The sequence below is a fragment of the Pseudomonas sp. MH10 genome (genome assembly GCF_034353045.1).
In the GTDB taxonomy this organism is placed as follows: domain Bacteria; phylum Pseudomonadota; class Gammaproteobacteria; order Pseudomonadales; family Pseudomonadaceae; genus Aquipseudomonas.
In genome coordinates this window covers 4,884,861-4,906,791 of the sequence record NZ_CP133783.1, presented here as the reverse complement: position 1 = coordinate 4,906,791, position 21,931 = coordinate 4,884,861, and the positions used below count along the sequence as shown (strand labels likewise).

Genomic DNA, 21,931 nt, shown 5'->3' with positions numbered 1-21,931 from the left:
CGCTTAGCTAGCGTAGCGAACTTCCTGATTGGCCAAATCCTACGATTTATTGCTGCGCTGGCATGCTGCGGTCTGTGTCGTAACGGCCATGATTCGGGTCGTATTTGGATGCGCCTCAGTCTTACCGGTCAGTATAGTCATCTCCGTCCCCACGCCGGAGTGCCTTAAATTGGACAATACCCGTGAGCGCTTGATTGACTCAGCGCTGAAGCTGTTTCTTTCACAAGGTATATACGTTACTGGTGTGATGGCCATCGCCGCTATGGCGGGTGTTACCAAGATGACGCTCTACAGCCATTTCCCCTCCAAGGATGCGCTGATAGTAGCTTGCCTTGAGGAGCGTGACCGACGCTGGCGTGAAGAGGTAGCGCGCACCTTGGCAGGGCATCCTGACCCGGTCAGTGGCATGCTCGCTTTTTTCGATTTGTATCAATGCTTTCTTTTGCAAGATAGCGAGCGCGGGTGCCTGTTCGTCAACAGTGCGGCTGAATTTCCCCAGTTTAGCCACCCTGTGCATTTGGCAGTGAGCAGGCACAAGCAAGGGATACGCGAAAATCTTACTGCCTTGGCCATGAGCGCCGGTATAAGCGACCCTGACGTCGTTGCTGAGGGGCTGTTTATCTTGCTGGAGGGCAGTTTTGTCAGCGGCGCCATAGGCCAGGATGTGCGGGTATTCGACACCGCCCGACACGTAGCTCATTGCTGGATCCGCAAGCAGGGCCAGCAGGAGCAGAGCGTATGACCCTAGGTTTGATAGAGGCCATTGCCGCCACTTTTTCATGGTCGCTGCTGTATATCTTTCCGGGTTTGGTCGGCGATTACAGCCTTTTTGATCTGGCTGTGGTGAGCTATGCCTTTGCCGGTTTAGGTAGCCTGCTCGTGCTGTTTGTTTACCGTAGCGAAGTGCGGCAATTGCGACTGAGCGACTGGGCCTGTGCCGCACTGCTGGGCTTCTTAGGATACATCGGCTACTTCTTCCTGATCACCACTGCGGTCTTGGCAGCTGGGCCGGTGATCCCTCCGGTGATGATGGGGTCAGTACCGATCGTGCTCGCGATTGCCGGGAACATGCGCAGCTCCAGCGTGCCCTGGCGCGCCATCGCCGGGCCACTGTTGGTGGCGGCATTGGGCATAAGTTTGGTCAACCTGAGCGTGTTTGATTTTAGCAGCGCAACGGTGGTGCTCCCGACCGATTCGCTGCTGCTTGGGCTGCTCGCATCGTTAATGGCAATTGGATTTTGGACTGGTTTTGGCCTATTAAATGAAAGTGCTTTGGCTCAACGCCCAAGCATGTCCCCCATGTTGTGGTCAGCCATGCTGATCTTCATGTGCAGCGTCGAAATGCTGGCCTTCATCCCAGTAGGGCTGTACTTGAAACTGTCCCACTTCGCCAGCCATCCGAGCGGGTTAGCAGGTACTCAAGCACTAATTGTCTGTGGGTTAATTCAGGGGTTAGGGGCCACCCTTGCAGGTGCCTGGGCATGGTCAATCGCAACTCGGCGTCTACCTCTGGCTCTAAGCGGGCAATTGATCGCCAGCGAAACCATTTATGCAACTACGATGGGCCTGCTTATCAACCAACGCTGGCCCTCTCCTATGGAAGCGCTTGGGACAGGGTTGCTATTCGTAGGGGTGGTGTGGGCTATTCACGCCTTTTATTGCAGGCAACCATGCCTCGAGACGCATGGTGGGATAACTGACCTTAGCCAAAACTAATGCGACTGTGCCGGTATGGGCATTTCAGGTGCCCACTTTGGATTGATTTGGCATCATTGCCCTAAGTGCTGGGATCGGGAAGGTGTGTTGGGCGGACGGTTACGAAAGGCAAGCCCAGATTTATCAGGTCAGACAGTCTGGCCCCTCTTAACGACAATCCAAAGAGCTCACCAGCATGCCCAAGGCCTAGCGGGCCAGGGCAGTATTCTTTGATTAATGACAGCTCCTGCGCTCCTTCGGGAAAACCTAAGCTCAACGGTACGGATGTTGGCCAAGGTGTCAAAGATTCCATCAGGCAAGCGGCCAACGGTAGAACCCACAGAACAAGTTTTGTAACCGCTGCTGATATAGTGATACTAGTCATTCGAGAACGATTACATCGAGTGTCGAATTATCAAGGGACTAGCAATGACCCAACGTATACCTCTGGTAAACTTTCAATCTGTCGGATGCGCGGAATGCCGAATCCTAGAAGGTCTCGACTTCGAATTCACAATGGCTTTCCAACCCATTTTTAACGTCCGGACAGGGGTACCTTACGCCTACGAAGCATTAGTACGAGGCATCAATGGTGAATCAGCGGCACACATTCTCGGGCTGGTGAACGACACTAACCGCTATCGTTTTGATCAGGCCTGCAGAGTTAGGGCAATTGAACTCGCCGCCCACCTCGGCCTGTCTGCCATCCCTGACTGCAAGCTAAGTATCAATTTTCTACCCAATGCCGTGTACCGGGCCGAGACATGCATCCGCGCAACCCTCGAAGCAGCTCGCGCGTTCGACTTTCCGGTCGAGCGCCTTATGTTCGAGGTGACAGAGGGCGAGCGCGTGGATGACCCGGATCATTTGAAATCCATTTTCCAAGAGTACGAGCGCCAAGGCTTCACCACGGCTATCGACGACTTCGGATCTGGCTATTCTGGCCTCAACTTTCTGGCGATGTTCCAGCCGCAAGTCATAAAGATCGATATGGCGCTCACGCGGGGAATCGACAAAGACCGAGTGCGGCGCGCCATAGTCGAAAGTATCGCTTTGCTTTCAAACCGGCTGAACATCACCGTTGTCGCTGAGGGAATTGAGACAAGCGAGGAGTGCGATGCCCTACTGGTGTTGGGAATTGAACTCATGCAGGGTTATTTATTTGCCAGGCCAGTGATTGGGGCGCTGCAATCGATGCCGCTGGAGCTGGTCTGCCCCCAGACATCTCGTGTTCCTGGCCCTACATAGCGCAGATGCCTGACCTTGCCCTTCAAGTCCACTGTGCGACGACTTAAGGGCAGCTGTCATTGGGTCAGCAGATCGCATAGTGCTTGTCGATCAGCGATGGCAAGTCAGCGTATGGAGTGTACACTCTCTCGTGCAACCGCCACGTCGCCCTTACTCCAAATCCTTCAAAATTCAGGTCACCCAGGAGTACGACCAGCCCGGCACTTCGACTGCCAGCGTCGTACTGAGCCACAACATCCGATAGCCAACACACGGCTGGCCTCTAGAGAACCTCTGACCAGTCGCTCAAAAAATTATAATTATTGCCGATACATCGATGATAGAGGCAAGCCTCCCCCTGCATTGCTTGGTACGATATGTCACAGCCTAACTTTCCCAAGAGATCCCCTAGGAACCCGATGCTTTCAAGCGTGGCGCTTGTCAGAAGATCTTTGGTCAATTTCGCGAGGCTGTTGGCTTTTGTTTTTATTCTTGCAAGCTGTCTTCTCATCTATGTAGCGCACAATCTGGACAGCACTGAAGAACTCGAAAGCGCGTTCTACGCTGAGAAAGCGGTGCAAACTCTCCAGAAAAACTTGGTAGTAACCGTCAAGGATTATGCTTTTTGGGGGGATGCCTACAAACATTTGCATACGGCCATCGACATCGACTGGGCCTTCCGAAGGCAAAACCTTGGATCGACACTTTACTCTGACTTTGGCGTTCAAGGCGTTTTCGTAGTGAACGCGTTGGATCGCACCGTATATTCGGTGGTGAGAGGAAAGCTAGTTGCGACCAAGGCTGCCGATTGGCTTGGACAGCCCGTCGGAGCCCTTCTTGATCGGGCTAGGGCAGGCGCGAGAAGTGAGACCCCGGTGGCAACATTTGTCGATGTTGGTGGTGTGCCTGCTTTGGTTGTGGCGGCCGCTTTAACGCCAGGGGCTGATCCGACTGTTGAGAGGGATGATGGGCCAGCCTCGGTTTTGTTCTTCGTTGAAACGCTGGATAGCAGTAGATTGGAGACGATAGGCAAAGAGTACGGGGTTGAAGAGTTACACTTGTCCACATCCGATGAGATTGAGGGAGCGTCTATGCTACCTCTGGGTAAGGACGGGGCCGCTGGCCGACTTCACTGGAACCCTGCGAAGCCTGGCCGCCACCTGCTGAGTTTCATGCTGCCGCTTGTCGCCGTTGCCGCCTTTCTCGCTTGGCTCATGACATGGGCGATACTTCGCCGAACAACTGTTGCTGCCCTCGCCTTGGACTTGAGCTTTGAGTCTCTGAAGAAAAGTCAGGCGGCGCTTGCAACCAGCGAAGCACGTTTTCGCGATGTCGTTGAGGCTAGCTCGGACTGGATATGGGAAATCGACAGAGACTGGCGTTTTACTTACCTTTCCGAGCGGTTTGAAAGTGTGACAGGGCTGCGCAGAGACGATTGGATCGGTGCAACCATTGATGACCTGCTCCATACCGACCTCGGCGCGATATCTCAATGGCTAAGCATCCCAAACCGTCGACACAACATCAGCGTGCAATGTAGCTACGTTGACATCAGAGACAACGCCCGAATTACTCGACTATCGGCACGGGGATTAATCCGTGAGGGATTTCGAGGCACCGCAACGGACGTAACCGACGAAGTTGAAGCGCGTCGGCGTATTGAATACCTATCGCAACACGACGCTCTGACCGGACTGCCAAACAGGACTAGGCTACAAGAGTTCCTCGACGGGAAACTTAAGTCTGCGCCCTCCCAAGAACAGCCTTTGGTGATGCTCAGTCTCGACCTTGACCGCTTTAAGCCTGTAAATGATCTGCTCGGCCATGCCGCCGGTGATCGAGTTCTTAACGAAGTCTCTCGTCGGTTGGGCGACTGCGTCCGCAGCGGTGACCTGGTTGCGAGAATTGGTGGTGATGAGTTTGTATTGATTCTTAATGATGTCAGCTCCCCAGACGAGGTGGAGGCGGCGTGTCGGCGCTTGATCGATTCTATTGAGCAGCCAATAGCGATTGAGGATCAGGAGGTTTTTGTGAGTGCTAGCGTTGGTATTGCCATGGCTCCCCACGACGCTATTCAGGCAGCGGAGCTGCTGCGGTATGCCGACATTGCCTTGTATGAGGCCAAAGCCGGAGGGCGCAATACGTGGCGATTCTATGCCAGCGACATGAACACAAAAATCATTGAACGCCGCCAGCTCGAAAACGACCTTCGTTACGGGATAAAACATGGCGAGTTGCGCCTGCAATTCCAACCCCGTTTCCGCATTAAAAATGGAGAAATGGTTGGAGCGGAAGCATTAGTGCGCTGGCAGCACCCCAAGCGAGGCCTGATCTCACCGGACGAATTTATACCTATCGCCGAAGAAACCGGACTCATCCTTCCACTTAGCAACTGGGTGCTAACAACTGCCTGTGCAAACGCAGCTCGCTGGCCAAAAAACCTCTTTGTGTCCGTTAACTTATCTTCCACAGAATTCCAACGCGGTAATCTGGTGGAGCGAATCGGTAAAACAATCGAGGACACTGGACTCGAAGCGAAGCGCTTGGAGTTAGAGGTAACCGAAAGCGTTATGCTTGAAGACGCTTCTGGAGCTTTTGAAGTGATGCGAGCTCTGAAAGGTTTAGGCGTGCGGATATCCATGGATGACTTTGGAACCGGCTACTCATCACTCAGCTACCTACGTTCGTTTCCGTTTGATGGGCTCAAAATAGACCGCAGTTTCGTCAGCCGACTGGGTGAAAGCGAGGACGATAGATCGATCATTCAAGCCATTGTAGGGCTGGGCCGCGCATTGTCTTTGACTGTAACTGCGGAAGGTATTGAAACCATCGAACATCTTGATTTGCTCAAAGCAGTCTGTTGCGATGAGGGCCAAGGGTATTTCTTGAGCCGACCGTTAGACAGCGATGCTTTCGAGTCCTTACTAATGGCGAAGATCCCGGTGGGTTAGATTCGGCGTTTTGCAAGGTAGTTGTCGCGTCAGCTGTATTTTTATGCGGCTATTTTCAGTGTCGGTAAGTCCCTTTCCGGATTGAGTGTGACAGCACCGATGGGCTGCCCATTGCGTGTCGCACCCGACCACTTCACCCGTTAATCAGCATTGCAAAAATGGGGGTGACCATAGATTTCATTAGACCAGTAAAAATTTAAATTCACGCTTGGCCAATTTGGAATTAATTAATAGCAGTGAACAATCACTGCCCTCCCCACTAGAGCCAATTCAGCCAGCTCGGTAGGCATCAAGCATGCTAGCCATATCGTCGGCAAGTGCTTCGATCTGAACGCTGGGTACGTTCCGTTCAGCGAACGCCCGTAAACCGATAATCTGCGTTTGAATCAAGCGAGCAAGCCTTGGGCAATCTACATTGGAACGTAATTCGTTCATTGCCTTAGCCAGTTCAAGAACTTCACAAAGTGCCTGTTCGATGGCGCAGAGCATTGCCTCGACCTGAGTTCGCAATGCGGCGTCCTCGGAGTTAATTTCAAGCAAAGTCTTAATCAGCATACAAGCCTTTGCAGGCAACTGCGCGTAGCCGCTACAGGGCTTCACGAATGAGCGCAAATATCGCTTTAACCCTTCTATAGGGGTAGGAGCACCTTCGATTATCTGATGAAAATCATTACTGGTACGGGCTGCGTAAGCCTCAAGAGCCTCGGTAAAAAGACCACTTTTACTGCCGAAGGTCGCATAGAGACTGCCAGGACGCATATCTAAAGCGGCCTCAATATGCTTGAGTGAAGAAGCGTAATAGCCTCTTGACCAAAACAATGCAATCGCTCTCTCTAGGGCGACTTGGCGATCGAAGCGAGCAGTGCGGGACATCGTTGCCTCTCGGATTAAATGTATCGGTTTAACCGATAGGATTCATTTTGAGTGATCGCTCAATATTAGCTTGACTGACCCTTAGGCTGCAATTAGGATCGAGCCCATATTTGAACGATCACTCAAAAAAGGAAAATTCTATGAGCACTTATACGCTGCACGACCAGAACAGCGCACCCGAAGCTTCCAAACCCCTGCTGGAGAAGTCCCAAAAAGCCTTCGGTATGATCCCAGGCTTGCATGCGGTAATGGCAGAAGCTCCTGGCCTGCTCAAGGGTTATCAAGTGTTGCACAGCCTATTTCTTGACAGCAGCTTCAACGCTGATGAAAAAACCGTGGTGTGGCAAACAATTAATGTTGAGCATGCCTGCCATTACTGCGTGCCAGCACACACGGGTATAGCCAAATCGATGAAGGTTTCTGATGAGGTGAGTAACGCGTTGCGTGACGAGACACCGCTACCTACCTCAAAGCTTGAGGCGTTGCGCGACTTTACTCTAGCGATGGTGCGCCAGCGTGGCGAGCTTGAGTCCACGCAAATGCAGGACTTTTATGCAGCCGGCTATACTCAACAAAATGTCTTGGAAATCATATTGGGCCTCAGTCAAAAAATTATGAGCAACTACACCAATCACATTGCCCAGACGCCTGTCGACGAAGCTTTTAAGCGGTTCTCTTGGACTAAGAAGTCATCCCGCTAACGAGCATCGATACCGCCACGCCCCCCTCCAGGGAACGATATAGATTTATGAGTGTGAGCCCAGCAGGTTCGAGCGCGCTAACCTTATCCGCGATCTAGCATGTCAGGGGCCTCAAGCGAAAACAGCGTGCTTACAGTAGCGTGCACTACTTAGTAGAGGATATTCATGGCAGTGCAAAAATCAGCGCCGATCATCGTTTTCGATGTGAACGAGACCTTACTCGATATCACCACCCTTGAGCCGCTGTTTGAGCGTGTCTTCGGTGACCGAGCCATTTTGCGCGAGTGGTTCGCAAATCTGATCCTCTACTCGCAAACTATGACCCTATGTGGGCGTTACAGCCCATTTGGCAAATTGGCCGTGGGTACGCTGCGCATGGTCGCGTCTATCCATCAAGTCGCGCTCGACGCTAGTGATATTGATGAATTGCAGGCACGGATGAGTACTATACCAGCACACCCGGATGTGCTGCCGGCACTCAACTGCTTGCGTGATGCCGGCTTTCGGTTGGTGACGCTGAGTAACTCGGCCAGCGGTGCATCTCCTTCGGCCCTTGAGCGCGCCGGGTTAGCGAAGTTCTTTGAGCGCAGTTTCAGTGTTGAGGAAGTGGAAAAATTTAAGCCTGCCCCGGAAACCTATCAGATGGTTTCAAGGGAGCTGAATGTCGAGATGGCGGACTTGCTCCTGGTCGCTTGTCATCTTTGGGATACGGCGGGTGCGCAAGCTGCGGGGTGCCTTGGCGCACTGCTGACCCGGCCGTACAACGCACCGCTACTGATAGACGAGGTGCCAGTGCCAGACATAATCGCTGCTGAGTTAGGAGACCTGACCGAGCAGATCATTCAACGCTGGGGGCGGACAGACGCAGCCTAAGGCCTTCCCTGATCCTCTTAGTGGCCGAGTTGCCGATGGCATTGCGGTGTGCTCGATTGCCCGAGTCCGCCAATGATCTATCTGTTCGCTATGACTTAAGTCACTTGACTCACGTGTAGGAAAGTAGACAGGAAACTACATTCTAGTGATGTTTAGACTTATCCCGAATAGCCAGCAGCATCGCAAACATATTCATTGCTGAAAAAAGCTCGCGAAACTGTCTTTGATAAACTTACCGTTCGATCACACGGCCATTTGGTCAGCAATCCGCATCCGACTCTATTGCTGTGTCATAAGCAGCTTCTCCACCATGAAGCCTTTGTCTTTCAGCCGCTCCAGTAGTGCCGCGTAAGCCTGCGGCTCGACCCGAGTTGTTCGCGACAAAATCCACAAGTATTTGCGAGTCGGCTCGCTGACGGCGACCAATTAGTATTGTTCGTCAAGATCAATAATCCAGTAGTCCCCCCACACTGCAGGGAGGAACGACATCCACGCTGGTGCGAAGCGCACCTTGAGCCTGGGAGAGTCCGGAGCACCAACTTGCCGACCAGTGGCGAGAGCAAGATGCAATTGGCCATCGCGCAATCGACACCGGTTGACCGCTTGCAAAGTACTTTCTTTCGGAGTGCTTGACGCCCGATTTGCCAGAAAAAGAAGGTCTTATTTCAGACCTTCCCTAGCTTCATAAACCCTGCCTTATTCTGCGCTTCCCTGATAGCAGCAACACCTTCCGAGCCAATCAAGGAGGCATGCATTCGTTCAATACCTGCATATCCAGGGAACCGTTTGAAGCTTTGAAATGCTTCATCAATCATCTCGACAAAATTCTGCGCAGGCATCGATTGCTGTGCCTGCATCCAGATTTGCGACTCCAAACGATAATCCATTTCCATCTCCTCAAATGTCAGACGTAGTTATCCGTATAAATACTGTTCACTACGTCAGGAGATGAATTTTCGAAATGTAGAACTTGTATTTGCGATCAAAGAGAAAGCGGCGGACTAGCCGCCGAAGACCGACCTCCTCTGCCCCATGGAGGTCTTCTCAACCGGGTAGACGGTTAAATTGCCAACATCAAAATCAACGTCACCGCCTAAAAACACAAGCCTGAAGAGCGAGAAAATCAGTGTGAACCTGTGAGATTTGGAAGTCTGGAAGACCTCTCGCTTTTTCTTTGCCCTCAAATATAAGAACTCCGTCTCGCTTTAAACTTTTCAAGGGGGTGGGGTATGAAATAAATTCAATTTCGTTGTGTAATGTCGCATTGATATAAGTTTGTCCGACACAGGCCGGGATTCCCGCCTGAAACGTCATCGCAAGGGTAATTAGCCATGGTTTGCTTTTTTGGTCAGCTCTCTTTGATCTTCTGCCGTTAGGCCAACCAGGTTTTGGGCGATTAAGGATGACAACTCGCCGTACGTTCACATCAAATGCCATGGCGCGTAAACCAGTTTTAAGAGCAGTAAAGCGCGAAGGTTTACAGTGCAAAAATGCGGTTTACACGCAGCGCTGATTATCCCGATAAAAAGCTGCATTTTTGGCGATAAAATTCCGCTGTTAGCATCCTCCTTCCACTAGCCGCCCTAACTCTGACAAGCATCTGGGGAGTTGTTTCGCTCAATGACCATTTGCGCGAATTGCACAAGATCTCAGATTTGCCCAAGTCCAGTGCGATCCAGATGAAGTCCGAATACTCCAACCGCGCGAGGGCCATCTCGGTCGCATCTTCGTGAATCGCCGATCATAAAGACGCGACCTATTGCGCCGCTGAAGTATTGACCTGGCATCACGCCCATTTGCTCGCAAACAGCTTGGTATATGAGTGGGTCGGGTTTCATGACACCCAACTCGTAACTGAAAGCGTAGCCGTGCATTTTCGGGAAAATATCCCTGACCACAGAGCCATAAGGGGCCGCAAGATTCGAACAGATACCTATCTTTACGCCCGCATCGCGCAGCTGCGCCATTGCCTCCACAGCGTCGGGATAAGGCTTAATTGATGAAACTTCCCGTTCCAAGGCATCATTCAACTCAGCATGCTTCGCCGGCGTAAGTGAGATCCCAGGTGAGAGGCTATCTCTTCGATCGAAAGATTTGTCGTCATTGCAAGATGTAAGTGTTCTGGGCTAAGAGTACGGCCCTGCCGGCGACCTTCCCGCATTAATTCGCGATAAGGGTTTAATCGGTCGCCAATCCTGACAATAGTTCCGAATGCGTCGAATACCACGCCGCTGATCACCATGCTGACTTCCCCACTGAACTTCGTGCCTAAGTGCCAGTTGTTGCCTTTAAAACGTACGCACCACGGTCGAAAGGGACATAGACTTTTGCCGACCTTGCCCCGTCAATACATAGATCTTGTTCTGGGTATGGAAAAACATCCCATCAACAAATTTAACCATCGGTGTAGTACGTAACCACTCGCCTGGTTTGAACGTCCCCATACTGTCGAATAAGACATTAAACGCGAGCAGCATGACTGGCTTTTTTCCCTGAGCTGCAAGTCCCTCGTTTACAAGATCGGGGGCGTCCAAATCAACCCACACCCATTCTGAGACGATGCAAAAACTTCGACCTGCATACCTTTCCTTGGTGATTCCAATCGCTTCCAGTACGTCAATTTCGATCCCGCGCATGACCGCGCTCAGGCCGATCCTTCGCTGTATTTCAAGGTTATGCATGGATGCTCCTTTTCCATAGCTTGAATCGTATTTGCAGCCAGGAATCCAGCGATTACTGCTCGACAGCCGTGCTTTCCTGGTTGCGATTTGGCAGACGAATATTGATCCTAGACGTCATTACGCTAAACACTCGTTTGATGCTCACTCGCGATCACGTAATGATCATTGCTCCCTATACTGCGCATCAGTTTGAAAGGGCCGTTAGCTCTCAAAAAAGCAAGAGGCGGTGTGGCGACAGTCGTGCCATCCAAGATCACGCCAGAGTGGTCATAGAACACCATGGCGGCGAAGCTCTTCCCTACTCTCGCCGCATTGAACAAGTACGCGTCGATCAAGACCCCCCAATATATTTTCCTAGCTAGAATGACCTCCGTAGGTACTGGTTGCTCTATCCACTCGGAGTCTTCTCGGCTAGCTGCTGTGCATGGGAGCGCTGAATTTTCCATCAAATTTCAACCTTAATATGTGCATCAAACCCAAATTCAGTGTGCGGAGACTCATCGATCATCCTCCTCACGCTCCTGTTCGTTTTTTGGAACAGGTGACCAACAGATGTGGCTGAGACAGCGCACGCCATACCAGCGCTCACTAACTAGCCTCAGCTTGCCGTTGCTACCGCAAACTTCGCATACGGTCGATGAGGCCCTACCAGCTGCGTCCACGAGGTCGCGGCAAACCTCATCACCCCCACGAAAATTGAATCGCAGCTGTCCCCATTTTTCTTTGATGCGTACAACCGTGATCGTCACAACTTCGGGATGCGCATCAAGATGATTTTGTAGCGCCGCGCATAGGTCATCCAGAAGCTGAAACCAACCCGGAAAGCAACCAATCTCGCGTAGCAGGACATCACCTAAAAGGGTCGGGTATCGCGCCTGAAGTCGGGGCAGAAGATCATCTGTCATATCATCTCCACAATTGACCGCCGCACTTCTCTGCAAGAGCAAATACCGCAGGAACGCTGGCCGTCTTACGTGACCCACGACCCGCTAAAACATAGATCATGTCTTCTGTCTCAAAAAAACAGTCTTCATACCTGCGCTGAAAACCCGATAACACTCCATGCGGCTTATCACTCTGCCGATCAACCGCATAGATCAATTTATTCGCGTAGAGAACAGTCGGGCTCAGACCATCATTTACAAGCAGGCGAACATGACGTGAACTGAGTTCGACGTCGAACAGCATCCACACTCTTACAATGCAAAACGATCGCCCCGGAAATGTTTCTGACGAAGCTGAGATGAGTGCTTCATCACTGAGCTCCGATCCCGGTAGCATTAGCGCTGGCCCAAATAGAAGTTCGCCGAGTAATTCGTCATCCGTAATTTGCCCAACTGCCTCAAAATGCTCTATGGTTTTTGCGGTTGGGTTCATTCGGTTATCGCTAGAATTGTTTTGGGACTGACTTTTTTTCTAAGCCCTGGCCCAAGTAGCATGTAGGTCGTGTTTCTTGTCATAAACAAGTGCCCTTGGCTGGAAGCTCGCTGAAATGTGCTACGCACCCAGTCGCCGCCGCACCGCTTGCCCGTACTGTGGAATACAACGTTGGAAGCGTAGAGAACGAACGGTAGCAGACCGTCCGTTACGAGCGATGCTCGGTAATCATCAGTAACTTCTACCTCGGCAATGATCCATTCTCGCACAAGACAGTATTGGCGCCGCGAGAGGCTGGCTATCGCATCTGCTTGAGCTTGGGCATCACTACCATCGAAGCCTGAGGCGGATTCACCGCTGCCATAAAGCAGTTCAGCAACGGCATTCAACAGGTCATTCATTATGAAATCCTTCATAAAACAATTATCAAAACTTTCTCAAATCGACTGCTTTTATCGCTCTGTGACGTTGCATTGCAGAATCGTAAACTCACCACTATTAGGTAAGAGTTACTTGAAAGTCAGTGCGTAGTCCCGAGGAAACGGGGGCCAAATTCCACAGTCGCCCACGTGCAAATCACGTAGCGGCTATTGAGCGTTTCAAGGACGACATAGCCATTGACCGAGATTCTGCTCATAACATTTGACGTATGGATCGCGTTGCCGTCAGCAAACCGTCCAATCCGGTCTCCAAAAACAAGCCCTACTGCGCAATAGCCGTATAGCCGTGCGTAGCAGAGGTATGCCGTGACAGGTTTTTCGAACTCGACCTTCATGGCCTTTCCAACGACGCTAGGAATGGCGGAGGTATTGGCTGACGTGAGTACGCGAGAGGCAAGAATCGGATTTCTTATTTTCATAGTCATTGGACTGAGTGAAACGGCCCAAGAGCGCCATTTTCAAACCACCAATGGGCCACAACATATAACCCCCCTCCCTCGGTTTGAACTATCAGGTAACCATCACGGTAATACCGCTCTTCGATGGGTGGTGTATGCGCAGGAAGGCCTTCGGGAAAATGATTTCTATGGTCACAAAACATCAGCCCAGTCATCCGGGGTGGGCGTTCCAATGCGCACGCTAGGAACCCGACTATGTTGTGGTCTGATATTGATTTTTTGGCTTTCAAAATCACCGTGGGCAGACGCGAAAACTGTACGTCTGCCAAGGTCGCTCCGAAGGTTTTGATCCAATAAAAAGCGTAGCCCGGAGCACGCGGATCAACAGCAGAGAACGTCATCAGATATCAACCTCTAGGCAGGCGTTAAAGCCAGTTGCCTCCCCCGGATAACCTCGCGGGTTTGAAATCAAGCTGCACCCGACGAGTTCTGTGTCTATAGCCTGGTGTGTATGCCCAAACACCCACAAATCTACTTGTTCAATAAGCTCGGGCCAATGGTTTGAATACGCTGCGCTTAGGTGGCCGTCAGTCTTATCGCCGACCACGACGGGCGTCGGTGCGTGGTGTGTTATGACAACCGTTTTCCCAGCGAACGGTTCTGCTAGTTTCTGAGTGAGCCATTTTCGAGCTACGCGATTTCGGCTCGCGACATCATCTGGTCGCAGGCGCCGGTAACTTGCGTCAGCTCGAATAACTCGGAAATCGTTCATCGACTCCCTGGCCATAACGGTAGCTGCAACGACATCGCCGGTGCTCGAAAAGTCAGTCCAAGCTGTGTCGCCGAGGAAACGGATTTGCTGCCAAACAAAAACCTCGTTTTCTAGTACGTGGATATGAGGCGCGGCTGCGTCTCTCATTTTTGTGAGCGTTTTGTCGATGTGGCCGCCGTAGAATTCATGATTTCCACAGACGTAAATTACCGGGCAAGAAAAAGCTATGTTTGCCCAAGCGACCCCTTTGGCTTTCGTGTGTATGTCGCCCGCGAGGATCACCAGATCTGCATCGTCGGCCAGAGGCACGAAGTCGGAAAATTCGAGGTGAAGGTCAGAATAGATTTGAATTTTCATGGCCTTAGGTTGATACGAGTAAGTAGTTAATTGGAAGGCCCTCTCGACCGAAAACCTTGAGGCGCTGCTGGCTGCACGATTTAGCTATATATTGATGAAGCGCCCGCAGGCCAACGTTTGGGGGATGAGCGAACCTCTCCTGATCAATCGTACCGAGACCATGAGCGAACCAGATCCTTATCAGCCATCCCGCACAGATGACTATATGCATTTGTACGGGATATGGCAATCACGGCATACCGTCTGTTTTTACAGAGACGCTTGATATGTCGCTTCGCCAAGCCTTCGCAGACGCTCTGAAGTTCGCACGCGGGATGCGCGGATTATCGCAACTGCAAATCTCTGGTTCACTTGACGCGTCCTACATTAGCCGTCTCGAAGCTGCGCAGAGCTCGGTCACAGTTGAGGCCAGTGCCGAACTCGCTCAGGGCCTCGACCTTGAACCGCTTTCGCTTCTGTCACTCGCCTATGCGGCAGAGCAGAACCTAACGCCGGGAGAGGTGCTTCAGCGCGTAAGCGACGAGCTGAAAAGTTTGGCCCTTCTCGACGTTAGAGTTGCCCATGATCCAGAGCATGTTAATCACGCATTTACCGCCAAGGGGGCCCAGACAACTTTCGCCGTCCAGGAGCTAAAAAGACAAGGCCACATTCAAGCAGAGGTGGCCAGGAGACTAGGGCTCTCTACGTCAACTGTAGGACGCCATTGGAATCGGTCTGCAAAGTAATCTGATGACCATCAATAGACTGGATGCTGAGGAACACATTTCGGTTACACGCCAACCGTTCTTTGAGGGTGTAAACAAATCGAAGCCGGGGTTGACCTGCATGCACCCCAGATGAGCGAAAACACACTGCAACGACTGTTTGAGCCTTTGTGGGCAGATGTAACCGAGATCTTGCCGTGCCAAAGCATGGCTCTAGAGGACAAAGTTGGATTGCACATAAGCTCCGGATCAGAAAATCGGCACATGACAACCAATTGCGAACCAGCAGTACCAGATCCTCTCATCAAAAACCTGGCGACCTATTTAAAGTATGGAAGGAGAATTATCTATGGCTCCCCAACGTCCCATGCCGAGGCTTGATGCCGCCAAGCTTCGCCAAAACGCGCTTACATCCATTAGGTTAGGCGTTGAGGACTTTGAGCGCTGCAGGCTCAACGGTGACGCAGGGGGCGACCCAGCAAGGGCGCTCTCGGCTATTCGGAATCTTTTCGCAGGAGTATTACTCCTGTTCAAATATAAAATCGCTACGTGTGTTGATAACCCCGAGGATGCTGCGGCTCTGATCTTCAACCCGCCGGAGGTTCTGCCTCATTCAGACGGCAACGGAGGAATTGAATGGGTGCCAGCGGGCAAGTTCAGACCAACCACCATCGACGTGGCTACGATTCAAAAGCGCTTCGAAGCTTTTAGAATCGAAGTCGATTGGGCTGTGATAAACAAGCTACAGGCTTGCCGCAACCACTTAGAACACCTTCACCCGGCTCACACGTTAGGTGAGGTCGCTGACTTCGTGGCAGAGCTTTTTCCAGTACTCCGGGATTTTATTCAAACCGAATTGGAAGAGCTACCCGCTTCAATACTGGGTGACGCCTGGCAGATCATGCTGCTGCACCATAACTTTTTCGTAGACACCACCGAACAATGTGCAGAAGCTTGGAGTGATGCTTGCGTACCGCAAGGAATGGAGCCGTGGCTGGAAGAATGTAAGTGTCCTCAATGCTCGTCCACCCTATTAGCTCCTGTGCAAGCAAACTTAGACGCGGCCGATACCGTTGAGTCCAACGATGACATTTTTCAAGCTACCTGCATGGCCTGTGGACACACTACCTTGATAGCCCCTCTCATGATCGATGCGCTGGAAAGGGCCCACAGTTACGATCCGCGCGATGGGGAAGAGCCTAGTGTTGAGAGCTGCAATTTATGCAGCCGGGATACATTTCTAATCGATGAGCAGTCTTGCCTGTGGTGTGCTGCTGAGCTCGAATACACGGAATGCGAAATATGTGATGAAGGCTTGCGCCAAGAAGACCAGGACAACGACGGTCTTTGCTCCTATCACGCTCACTCTTATGAGAAATTCATGCGTGACGATTGATTGGGGTGGGACGCAGCGCAACCCGCTCTGCCAGTGGCAAACAGCTGATTCATTAAATATTGGAAGCAGGCTCATGAATGGTACCCGAGAAGCTGCGCATCTGACGGCAGCCATGAAAAGTGCCAAAACACATGATGAGCGTGTCGTTCCTTGCGCTCATTCGTTGGACGCTTTGCTCAATGGGGCCAAGGTGACTACGGCATGAACCATTTATTCTCGCTCCAGCTTCTCCAGGTTATCAGCGACTGGCAGATCGGTGGTAATCCAGAGGTTTCCAGGTTGCGGGCGCTGGCACTTGAGCGTGAATGCGCGAATCTGCCGATAGAATTTAAGACCGCCCATCAGCTTGCTTTCGGCGGGTCGCACTCAAAAAAGGAAGCATTTGGAATCTGTTGGGCGAGCAGTCCCTTGCGGAGAAGATCTTATCCTGGACATTTGATTTGAAGATAGCGAAGGACTTTAAAAAGGGTGTTCCGGCCAAAGGCAACGGCATGCAAGGAGTTATCTTTGAGAGGCAACCCAAACAAGATGAGATCGTGGTCAATCTCTGGTCACTCTTTCGCAACCAAGACTTTCTTGCAGCGATTCAGGAGCACAAAAACTCGATCACAGACTACAAACGTGGAATGAGTAAATACAGCGATGCCCAGTGTGAGATCATTTTGAAGGTCGAAAGCTTGGCTCAGGAGCACGTTTATTCCCTCGGCGGCCACACGAGCCCACCGGAAGAGATACTTGATCAGGCCACTGCTGAACTGTACGGAACCAGCCCAACAACCGAACAACGAGAATGGTTAAGATGGGGCATGAATGTTGGCCCGATCGTCACCGGCCCCAAGTGGCTAAGTCGAAACGCCACGCGTAGCGTGTTAAGCAAGGTTGAGCCCAAGACTCCACCACTTCGGACGAAGAAAGCGGCTCAGCGCAGGGCTAGCGAAACCGAAGTAAAACCACGGGACATGCATGACCCGCCCTGACAGCCCTAAATACCTCATCGCGCTAATCGAATATCAGTAAGAACGGTTTCGGGATGTTGGCTACCCTGCTATCCACGTACAAAAAGATGTCGCTCTGGATCTATGATGACCAGGCATCTTACGGCGGCTCGAAGAACTGGCCGTTTTCCTTGGTCTGCAACCAGAAGGAATTGACCGGAAGCCGTTCAGTTGTTTTTATGCAGCGTCACCTGCAACTCGTGAACATGCTGGCATGGGTCGAACGGAGCGGTAATAAAGCCTTTGCTTCCTGTCGCCCATCACAACAGCCATTAGACTGTATAAAAATACAGTATCTAAACTTGACGAATTCTCATGATCAGTTGCTGCTAGACCCAGTGATAGCCATTTGATAGTTTCTAAGCAAGGATCCGGAGGTACAGGATCGCTGAGAATTACAATTGATGCTCCATCCGCATCAGTGGATTCGGCGGGATGACGATCAGCATCGCCTCCCGATAAGTCCCAACAAGGAAGGCAAGCAGTGATTACGACACCAATCGGTAAGTACACAGGGATTACATGGGAGGCAGAATGTCAGCTGGCATTCAAATTCAAATACGGTGCAGATGGTTATCAACAGGTACCAGCATCACCGGGGGACTATGGGATTGAGGGTTTCACCAAACATACCGGCTATGCTTTTCAATGTTACTGCCCCGAAAAGCAGTATCATCAGGACGAGCTATATGAAAATCAGCGTGACAAAATCAATAAAGATCTCGTCAAGCTCAAGAAGAACACCACTGAGCTGCAGAAGATTCTTGGCGGTACCAAAATCGCTACTTGGTGCTTCGTTACGCCCGAGATCAACAAAAACAAGCTTCTCTCATACGCTCAGACAAAACAAACAGAAGTCAGAGCGTGGGGACTTCCACATTTGGATCAAAATTTCACGATCCTACTGCACGATCATGAATTCTACTTGCAAGAGTTCAACACACTGCGAATATCAGCGGGCCTACCTCCGTGCCTGGGTTCGCCGACTGAATCATTGCCAAAGATAAACAACTTCTCTGAGCCTTACGACGAGAACTTGGCTAGAAAATGTCAACTGCGTATGCCTGGCAGGCCTGCTAAGAAAATAGAAGATTTAGTGCTGCTGACGACCAAAAGCTTTCTGGATCATGATACATATTTTCAGTCTCTATACGACCGCTCACCTCAAACTTATGTAAACGTTGCTCGCATTGTGAACGCCTTCGAGCAGGATGTAATGGAGTGGGGTCTCACGTCTAATGCAACGCCTGAACATCTCACAGAGCTGGTGAAGACCACGCTGATGGAGTACTTGGTCACCGACCGAAACCTCAACATAGACAAGTCGACGGCAAGTGAAGTGGTGCGCAGAACCATTGCTCGATGGCTTGCAGTATGTGAACTGGACTTCAACGAGTAATTATGGCTCAGCTTAAATTCACTAGACGGCCAATCCCGGTACTTTCGGAACTTCGCCCCCTGTATAAGATATCCCAAGCGTTGCTGATTCTTCATCTGTCGGGACGTGGTGCCAAATGCAGCCTTCCTAAGATCCATCTTTTGAACTGGGCTCTCAAGACACCCGAGCGCATTCGGGCACTAGCGATCGGAGGCGAACACGGTCAATTGCATCTTCCGATCTGGGGATTTGACCCGGCGATGGCAATAGCACTGAACCTCGCGTTTAGAGATTCATTGATAGCCCCCACTACGACAGGCTTCGAACTCACCTCCATCGGCAAGTCCTATGTAAGCTTGATACTTGCTGATGATACGGTACTCGGCGAAGAAAAATCAGCATTGAGGTCAATCGGGAAGAAAATTACAGAAGAGATGATTACTTACGTGTCCAAGGGATGGGAATAGCAATGTATATTAAAGCAATAAAAATCGACATTCAGACGGATAATGGCCCGTTTGGGTTTTCAACGGAATTCAGTCGTAACCTGAACATCATCCGAGGTCGAAATTCAGCGGGCAAAAGTACGATAGTTCATGCGATCATGTATGCAATGGGCATGGAGGAGTTGCTGGGTGCTCAAAATGAGAACGCTCTGACATATGCTCTAAAAGACTACCTTGAGCATGAGGAGCTTAAGTATCGCATCCTAACCTCTAAGGTCACGATTGAAATTGAAAGTAATGGCAAAACTATTACCGCCACGCGAAGTATCAAGGAGGAAGGTCTCAGCACGAAGCTGATAAAAATACAAGAGTGCTCGGCATTAACCAAGGCTGAGACGGCACCTATCTTATATAAATTTTTGCATGACGGATTGAGTGCACAGATCGATGAAGGTTTTTTCACCTACTTTGAAAGGTTCCTTGGACTTCAGCTGCCACTGGTACCAAGAACGAATGGCAAGCCGGTAAAACTTTACCTACAATACGTATTTGCCGCGATGATAATCGAGCAGAAACGTGGATGGACTGACTATATTGCTAACCTCCCATACTTTGGCGTGAGGGATGCGAGAATTAAAATAGTCGACTTTCTAGTCGGCACTGATGTTTTTGAAACAGATGCCAAGCGGGACTCTCTAGACCAAGAATCAAAGTCCATATACGATGAATGGCAAATTCTGTATCGAACACTTGTCACCGAAGTGCTTAAACATGGATTCAAATTTTCTAACATTTCGAAAACTCCCGCATCTGATTTCAACGCTGGGCTGGTGGATTTCCATAGAACCTCGGAAGGCGTAACGGAAAGTATCCTAGAGTACAGGAAACGCAAGATCAACGACCATGTGCTGATCGGGTTGAGACTGGCCCAACAGGGTGAAACTCCAACGTTAGAAATCACGCAGTCCATCGAAAAATATACAAGTGAGCTTGAACGCTTTACTGTTGCTTATGAAACATCCCTGGGGAATCTCGCGTTATATAGGGTCGATCTGAATAGCAACCGAATTAATACCCAGCAAGCCAAGGATGAGCTTACTAAAAACCAGGCTGCGCAGAAACTAATAAAGTTTGGTGCATCACTCAGATTGTCGACCGCAAGTAACTCATGTCCGGCCTGCCACCAAGCCATTGGACATTCACTCGTTGATCTGCATGAGAGCACACCTCACATGGACATCGGCACTAACATTGCCTACCTAACGGCTCAGCTGCGGATGCTCGAAAGAGAGAGAGGCGGGATCGACCAGTCAATTCAGGAGGCCGAGGCGCTCAAGGATCAGCTCGCCAAAAGCATCGCCGTCACTAAGTCTGCACTGAGGGCGCTGCGATCCGACCTAAACTCCAACTCCTCGGTTTCCAAATCAGGCATCCGAGTGCAAGTGCAAATCGAGATGGAGCTGGAGGATCTAACTAAATTCGAAGGTTATTCGGATGAGACTTTGGACGCGCTCGCTCTATTGGCAAAACGCTTAGCCAAGAACCAGCGGAACAGGACTCTTATTCCGAGCATCCATTACTCACCTACCGATCTCGCAAAGTACACGCTGTTCGAAAAAATGTTCCGCGCAAACATCAGTGCATTTGACTACCACAGTGCAGCAATCGCGGACATTGAATTTAATCGGGACAATCTCTTGCCATATCTTGCCAAGATTGAGCTCCGGGAGATCAATGAGCGGAGTGTGTCCGCCTCTGACTCTGCCCGTTCGATCGCGTCTCCAGCCCCCTCAACCACGCCGGCTATCGCGGTTAGCACATCTGTGACCGCCAGAAGTGATGAAAGTCCTAAAGGTAAGGGCAATATTGCCAGGGAATCCAGCGCAAGTGACTTCGTTCGCCTGATCTGGAGCTATCTGCTGTCGATCTATCAGACGTCATCACATCCGACCGTCAACGGTAACCACCTAGGGCTGTTGCTACTAGACGAGCCGGGACAGCATTCCATGGCAACCAAGAGCCAACAAGCACTGTTTCAATTGCTGTCGTCGGAAGAGGGGCTTCAGAGCATCGTAGCGGCGTCATTTGAGGACAACGAAGCCACATATAAAGAGGCAACGGCCAATGTCGTCTTTAAGCTCATACGCCTCGGTGATAAGTCGATCGCGCCGGTAATCGCGGCTGTTGATATTTAAATTCGATGGATTTGCGGTTAGCGATCTGCTTTCCGCTCTACCGGTTTCTCTATAGGGGCAAATGGGTTGCACGACCCGGCGGATTGCTCGGAACCGCCGGAATGTTTCGCCAAAGGAACTAATCCGGTTAGCGCCCAGGTTTCCCGGTTCAAAGGTCAGAAACTCCTTCCGTAACTCGCCGGAGGCTTTAGACCCGTTGGTGGTGCTCGCGCCTAGCTTGATTGTTTTTTAGGTTATCTCGCCTGAAAAAACCAATTAAATGATTACCTGATTAGCAAAGCTCCAGGTCGGACAGGATGCTAAATGTGCGAATACACTATTTGCAAGTCGACGCTTGGGACGCCTACTACTGACCTTGATGTAGCTATCTTCGCGGGGTAATTGACTAAGGTGTCCCAAGAAGTCCAATCAGAAATGCTCGCATCCCGGCGAGGTTCAGCGCCCGAAATAAGCAGCCTCGTTGTCAGTGTCC

At 51.0% G+C, this 21,931-nt stretch carries 20 protein-coding genes and 1 pseudogene; 12 read left to right on the top strand and 9 right to left on the bottom strand.

The window, feature by feature from the left end; all coding sequences use genetic code 11:
- Positions 1-169 precede the first annotated feature (169 nt).
- From RHM59_RS22120 to RHM59_RS22105, 4 genes are all read left to right on the top strand, one after another.
- Positions 170-742 (top strand): TetR/AcrR family transcriptional regulator, encoded by a 573-nt coding sequence (locus RHM59_RS22120; RefSeq protein WP_322285410.1) that lies wholly within the window; start codon positions 170-172, stop codon positions 740-742.
- Positions 739-1,716: an EamA/RhaT family transporter gene (locus tag RHM59_RS22115; protein ID WP_322286742.1), complete on the top strand. Its 978-nt coding sequence runs from the start codon at positions 739-741 to the stop codon at positions 1,714-1,716. Before RHM59_RS22120 ends, RHM59_RS22115 begins: the two co-directional genes overlap by 4 nt.
- Positions 1,717-2,124: 408 nt before the next feature.
- On the top strand, positions 2,125-2,943 hold the full coding sequence (locus RHM59_RS22110) for an EAL domain-containing protein (RefSeq protein WP_322285409.1): 819 nt from the start codon (positions 2,125-2,127) through the stop codon (positions 2,941-2,943).
- Between the two features lie 398 nt (positions 2,944-3,341).
- Positions 3,342-5,873, top strand: a complete 2,532-nt coding sequence (locus RHM59_RS22105) for an EAL domain-containing protein (RefSeq protein WP_322285408.1) — start codon at positions 3,342-3,344, stop codon at positions 5,871-5,873.
- A 270-nt stretch (positions 5,874-6,143) separates the two neighbouring features.
- Here the strand turns inward: RHM59_RS22105 and RHM59_RS22100 are convergent, their stop codons facing one another.
- Positions 6,144-6,746 (bottom strand): TetR/AcrR family transcriptional regulator, encoded by a 603-nt coding sequence (locus tag RHM59_RS22100; protein WP_322285407.1) that lies wholly within the window; start codon positions 6,744-6,746, stop codon positions 6,144-6,146.
- Between the two features lie 140 nt (positions 6,747-6,886).
- Here RHM59_RS22100 and RHM59_RS22095 point away from each other — a divergent pair, with 140 nt between their 5' ends.
- Together RHM59_RS22095 and RHM59_RS22090 are read left to right on the top strand one after the other, a co-directional pair.
- Positions 6,887-7,447: a carboxymuconolactone decarboxylase family protein gene (locus RHM59_RS22095; RefSeq protein ID WP_322285406.1), complete on the top strand. Its 561-nt coding sequence runs from the start codon at positions 6,887-6,889 to the stop codon at positions 7,445-7,447.
- 165 nt (positions 7,448-7,612) lie between these two features.
- The gene (locus RHM59_RS22090) at positions 7,613-8,320 is read left to right on the top strand and encodes a haloacid dehalogenase type II (RefSeq protein ID WP_322285405.1); all 708 of its coding nucleotides are present in this window, start codon (positions 7,613-7,615) and stop codon (positions 8,318-8,320) included.
- A gap of 279 nt (positions 8,321-8,599) precedes the next feature.
- Here RHM59_RS22090 and RHM59_RS22085 read toward each other — a convergent pair.
- From RHM59_RS22085 to RHM59_RS22050, 8 genes and pseudogenes are all read right to left on the bottom strand, one after another.
- Positions 8,600-8,890, bottom strand: a pseudogene (locus RHM59_RS22085) (lipocalin family protein).
- A 95-nt stretch (positions 8,891-8,985) separates the two neighbouring features.
- Entirely contained in the window at positions 8,986-9,207 is a 222-nt protein-coding gene (locus RHM59_RS22080; protein ID WP_322285404.1) for a hypothetical protein, read from the bottom strand.
- 762 nt (positions 9,208-9,969) lie between these two features.
- A complete protein-coding gene (locus RHM59_RS22075) occupies positions 9,970-10,350 on the bottom strand; it encodes an HAD family hydrolase (RefSeq protein WP_322285403.1) in 381 nt (126 codons plus the stop codon).
- Positions 10,351-10,608: 258 nt separating this feature from the next.
- Entirely contained in the window at positions 10,609-11,001 is a 393-nt protein-coding gene (locus tag RHM59_RS22070; protein WP_322285402.1) for a DUF6957 family protein, read from the bottom strand.
- A 497-nt stretch (positions 11,002-11,498) separates the two neighbouring features.
- Entirely contained in the window at positions 11,499-11,906 is a 408-nt protein-coding gene (locus tag RHM59_RS22065; protein WP_322285401.1) for a hypothetical protein, read from the bottom strand.
- A gap of 1 nt (position 11,907) precedes the next feature.
- Positions 11,908-12,378, bottom strand: coding sequence for a DUF6957 family protein (locus tag RHM59_RS22060; RefSeq protein WP_322285400.1), 471 nt, complete (start codon positions 12,376-12,378; stop codon positions 11,908-11,910).
- The gene (locus RHM59_RS22055; protein ID WP_322285399.1) at positions 12,375-12,779 is read right to left on the bottom strand and encodes a DUF6957 family protein; all 405 of its coding nucleotides are present in this window, start codon (positions 12,777-12,779) and stop codon (positions 12,375-12,377) included. The genes RHM59_RS22060 and RHM59_RS22055 overlap by 4 nt, the downstream gene beginning before the upstream one ends.
- Positions 12,780-13,616: 837 nt before the next feature.
- On the bottom strand, positions 13,617-14,345 hold the full coding sequence (locus tag RHM59_RS22050; RefSeq protein WP_322285398.1) for a metallophosphoesterase: 729 nt from the start codon (positions 14,343-14,345) through the stop codon (positions 13,617-13,619).
- Between the two features lie 266 nt (positions 14,346-14,611).
- Here RHM59_RS22050 and RHM59_RS22045 point away from each other — a divergent pair, with 266 nt between their 5' ends.
- The 6 genes from RHM59_RS22045 to RHM59_RS22020 all read left to right on the top strand — a co-directional run bounded on the left by RHM59_RS22045 (position 14,612) and on the right by RHM59_RS22020 (position 21,459).
- Complete coding sequence (locus RHM59_RS22045; protein WP_322285397.1) at positions 14,612-15,070, top strand: hypothetical protein; 459 nt, start codon at positions 14,612-14,614, stop codon at positions 15,068-15,070.
- A 328-nt stretch (positions 15,071-15,398) separates the two neighbouring features.
- Entirely contained in the window at positions 15,399-16,445 is a 1,047-nt protein-coding gene (locus tag RHM59_RS22040) for a hypothetical protein (RefSeq protein WP_322285396.1), read from the top strand.
- A 392-nt stretch (positions 16,446-16,837) separates the two neighbouring features.
- Positions 16,838-17,422: a hypothetical protein gene (locus tag RHM59_RS22035; protein WP_322285395.1), complete on the top strand. Its 585-nt coding sequence runs from the start codon at positions 16,838-16,840 to the stop codon at positions 17,420-17,422.
- Between the two features lie 502 nt (positions 17,423-17,924).
- Positions 17,925-18,839, top strand: a complete 915-nt coding sequence (locus tag RHM59_RS22030) for a hypothetical protein (RefSeq protein ID WP_322285394.1) — start codon at positions 17,925-17,927, stop codon at positions 18,837-18,839.
- 2 nt (positions 18,840-18,841) lie between these two features.
- Positions 18,842-19,285: a hypothetical protein gene (locus RHM59_RS22025; protein WP_322285393.1), complete on the top strand. Its 444-nt coding sequence runs from the start codon at positions 18,842-18,844 to the stop codon at positions 19,283-19,285.
- 2 nt (positions 19,286-19,287) lie between these two features.
- On the top strand, positions 19,288-21,459 hold the full coding sequence (locus tag RHM59_RS22020) for an ATP-binding protein (protein WP_322285392.1): 2,172 nt from the start codon (positions 19,288-19,290) through the stop codon (positions 21,457-21,459).
- Positions 21,460-21,931 lie beyond the last annotated feature (472 nt).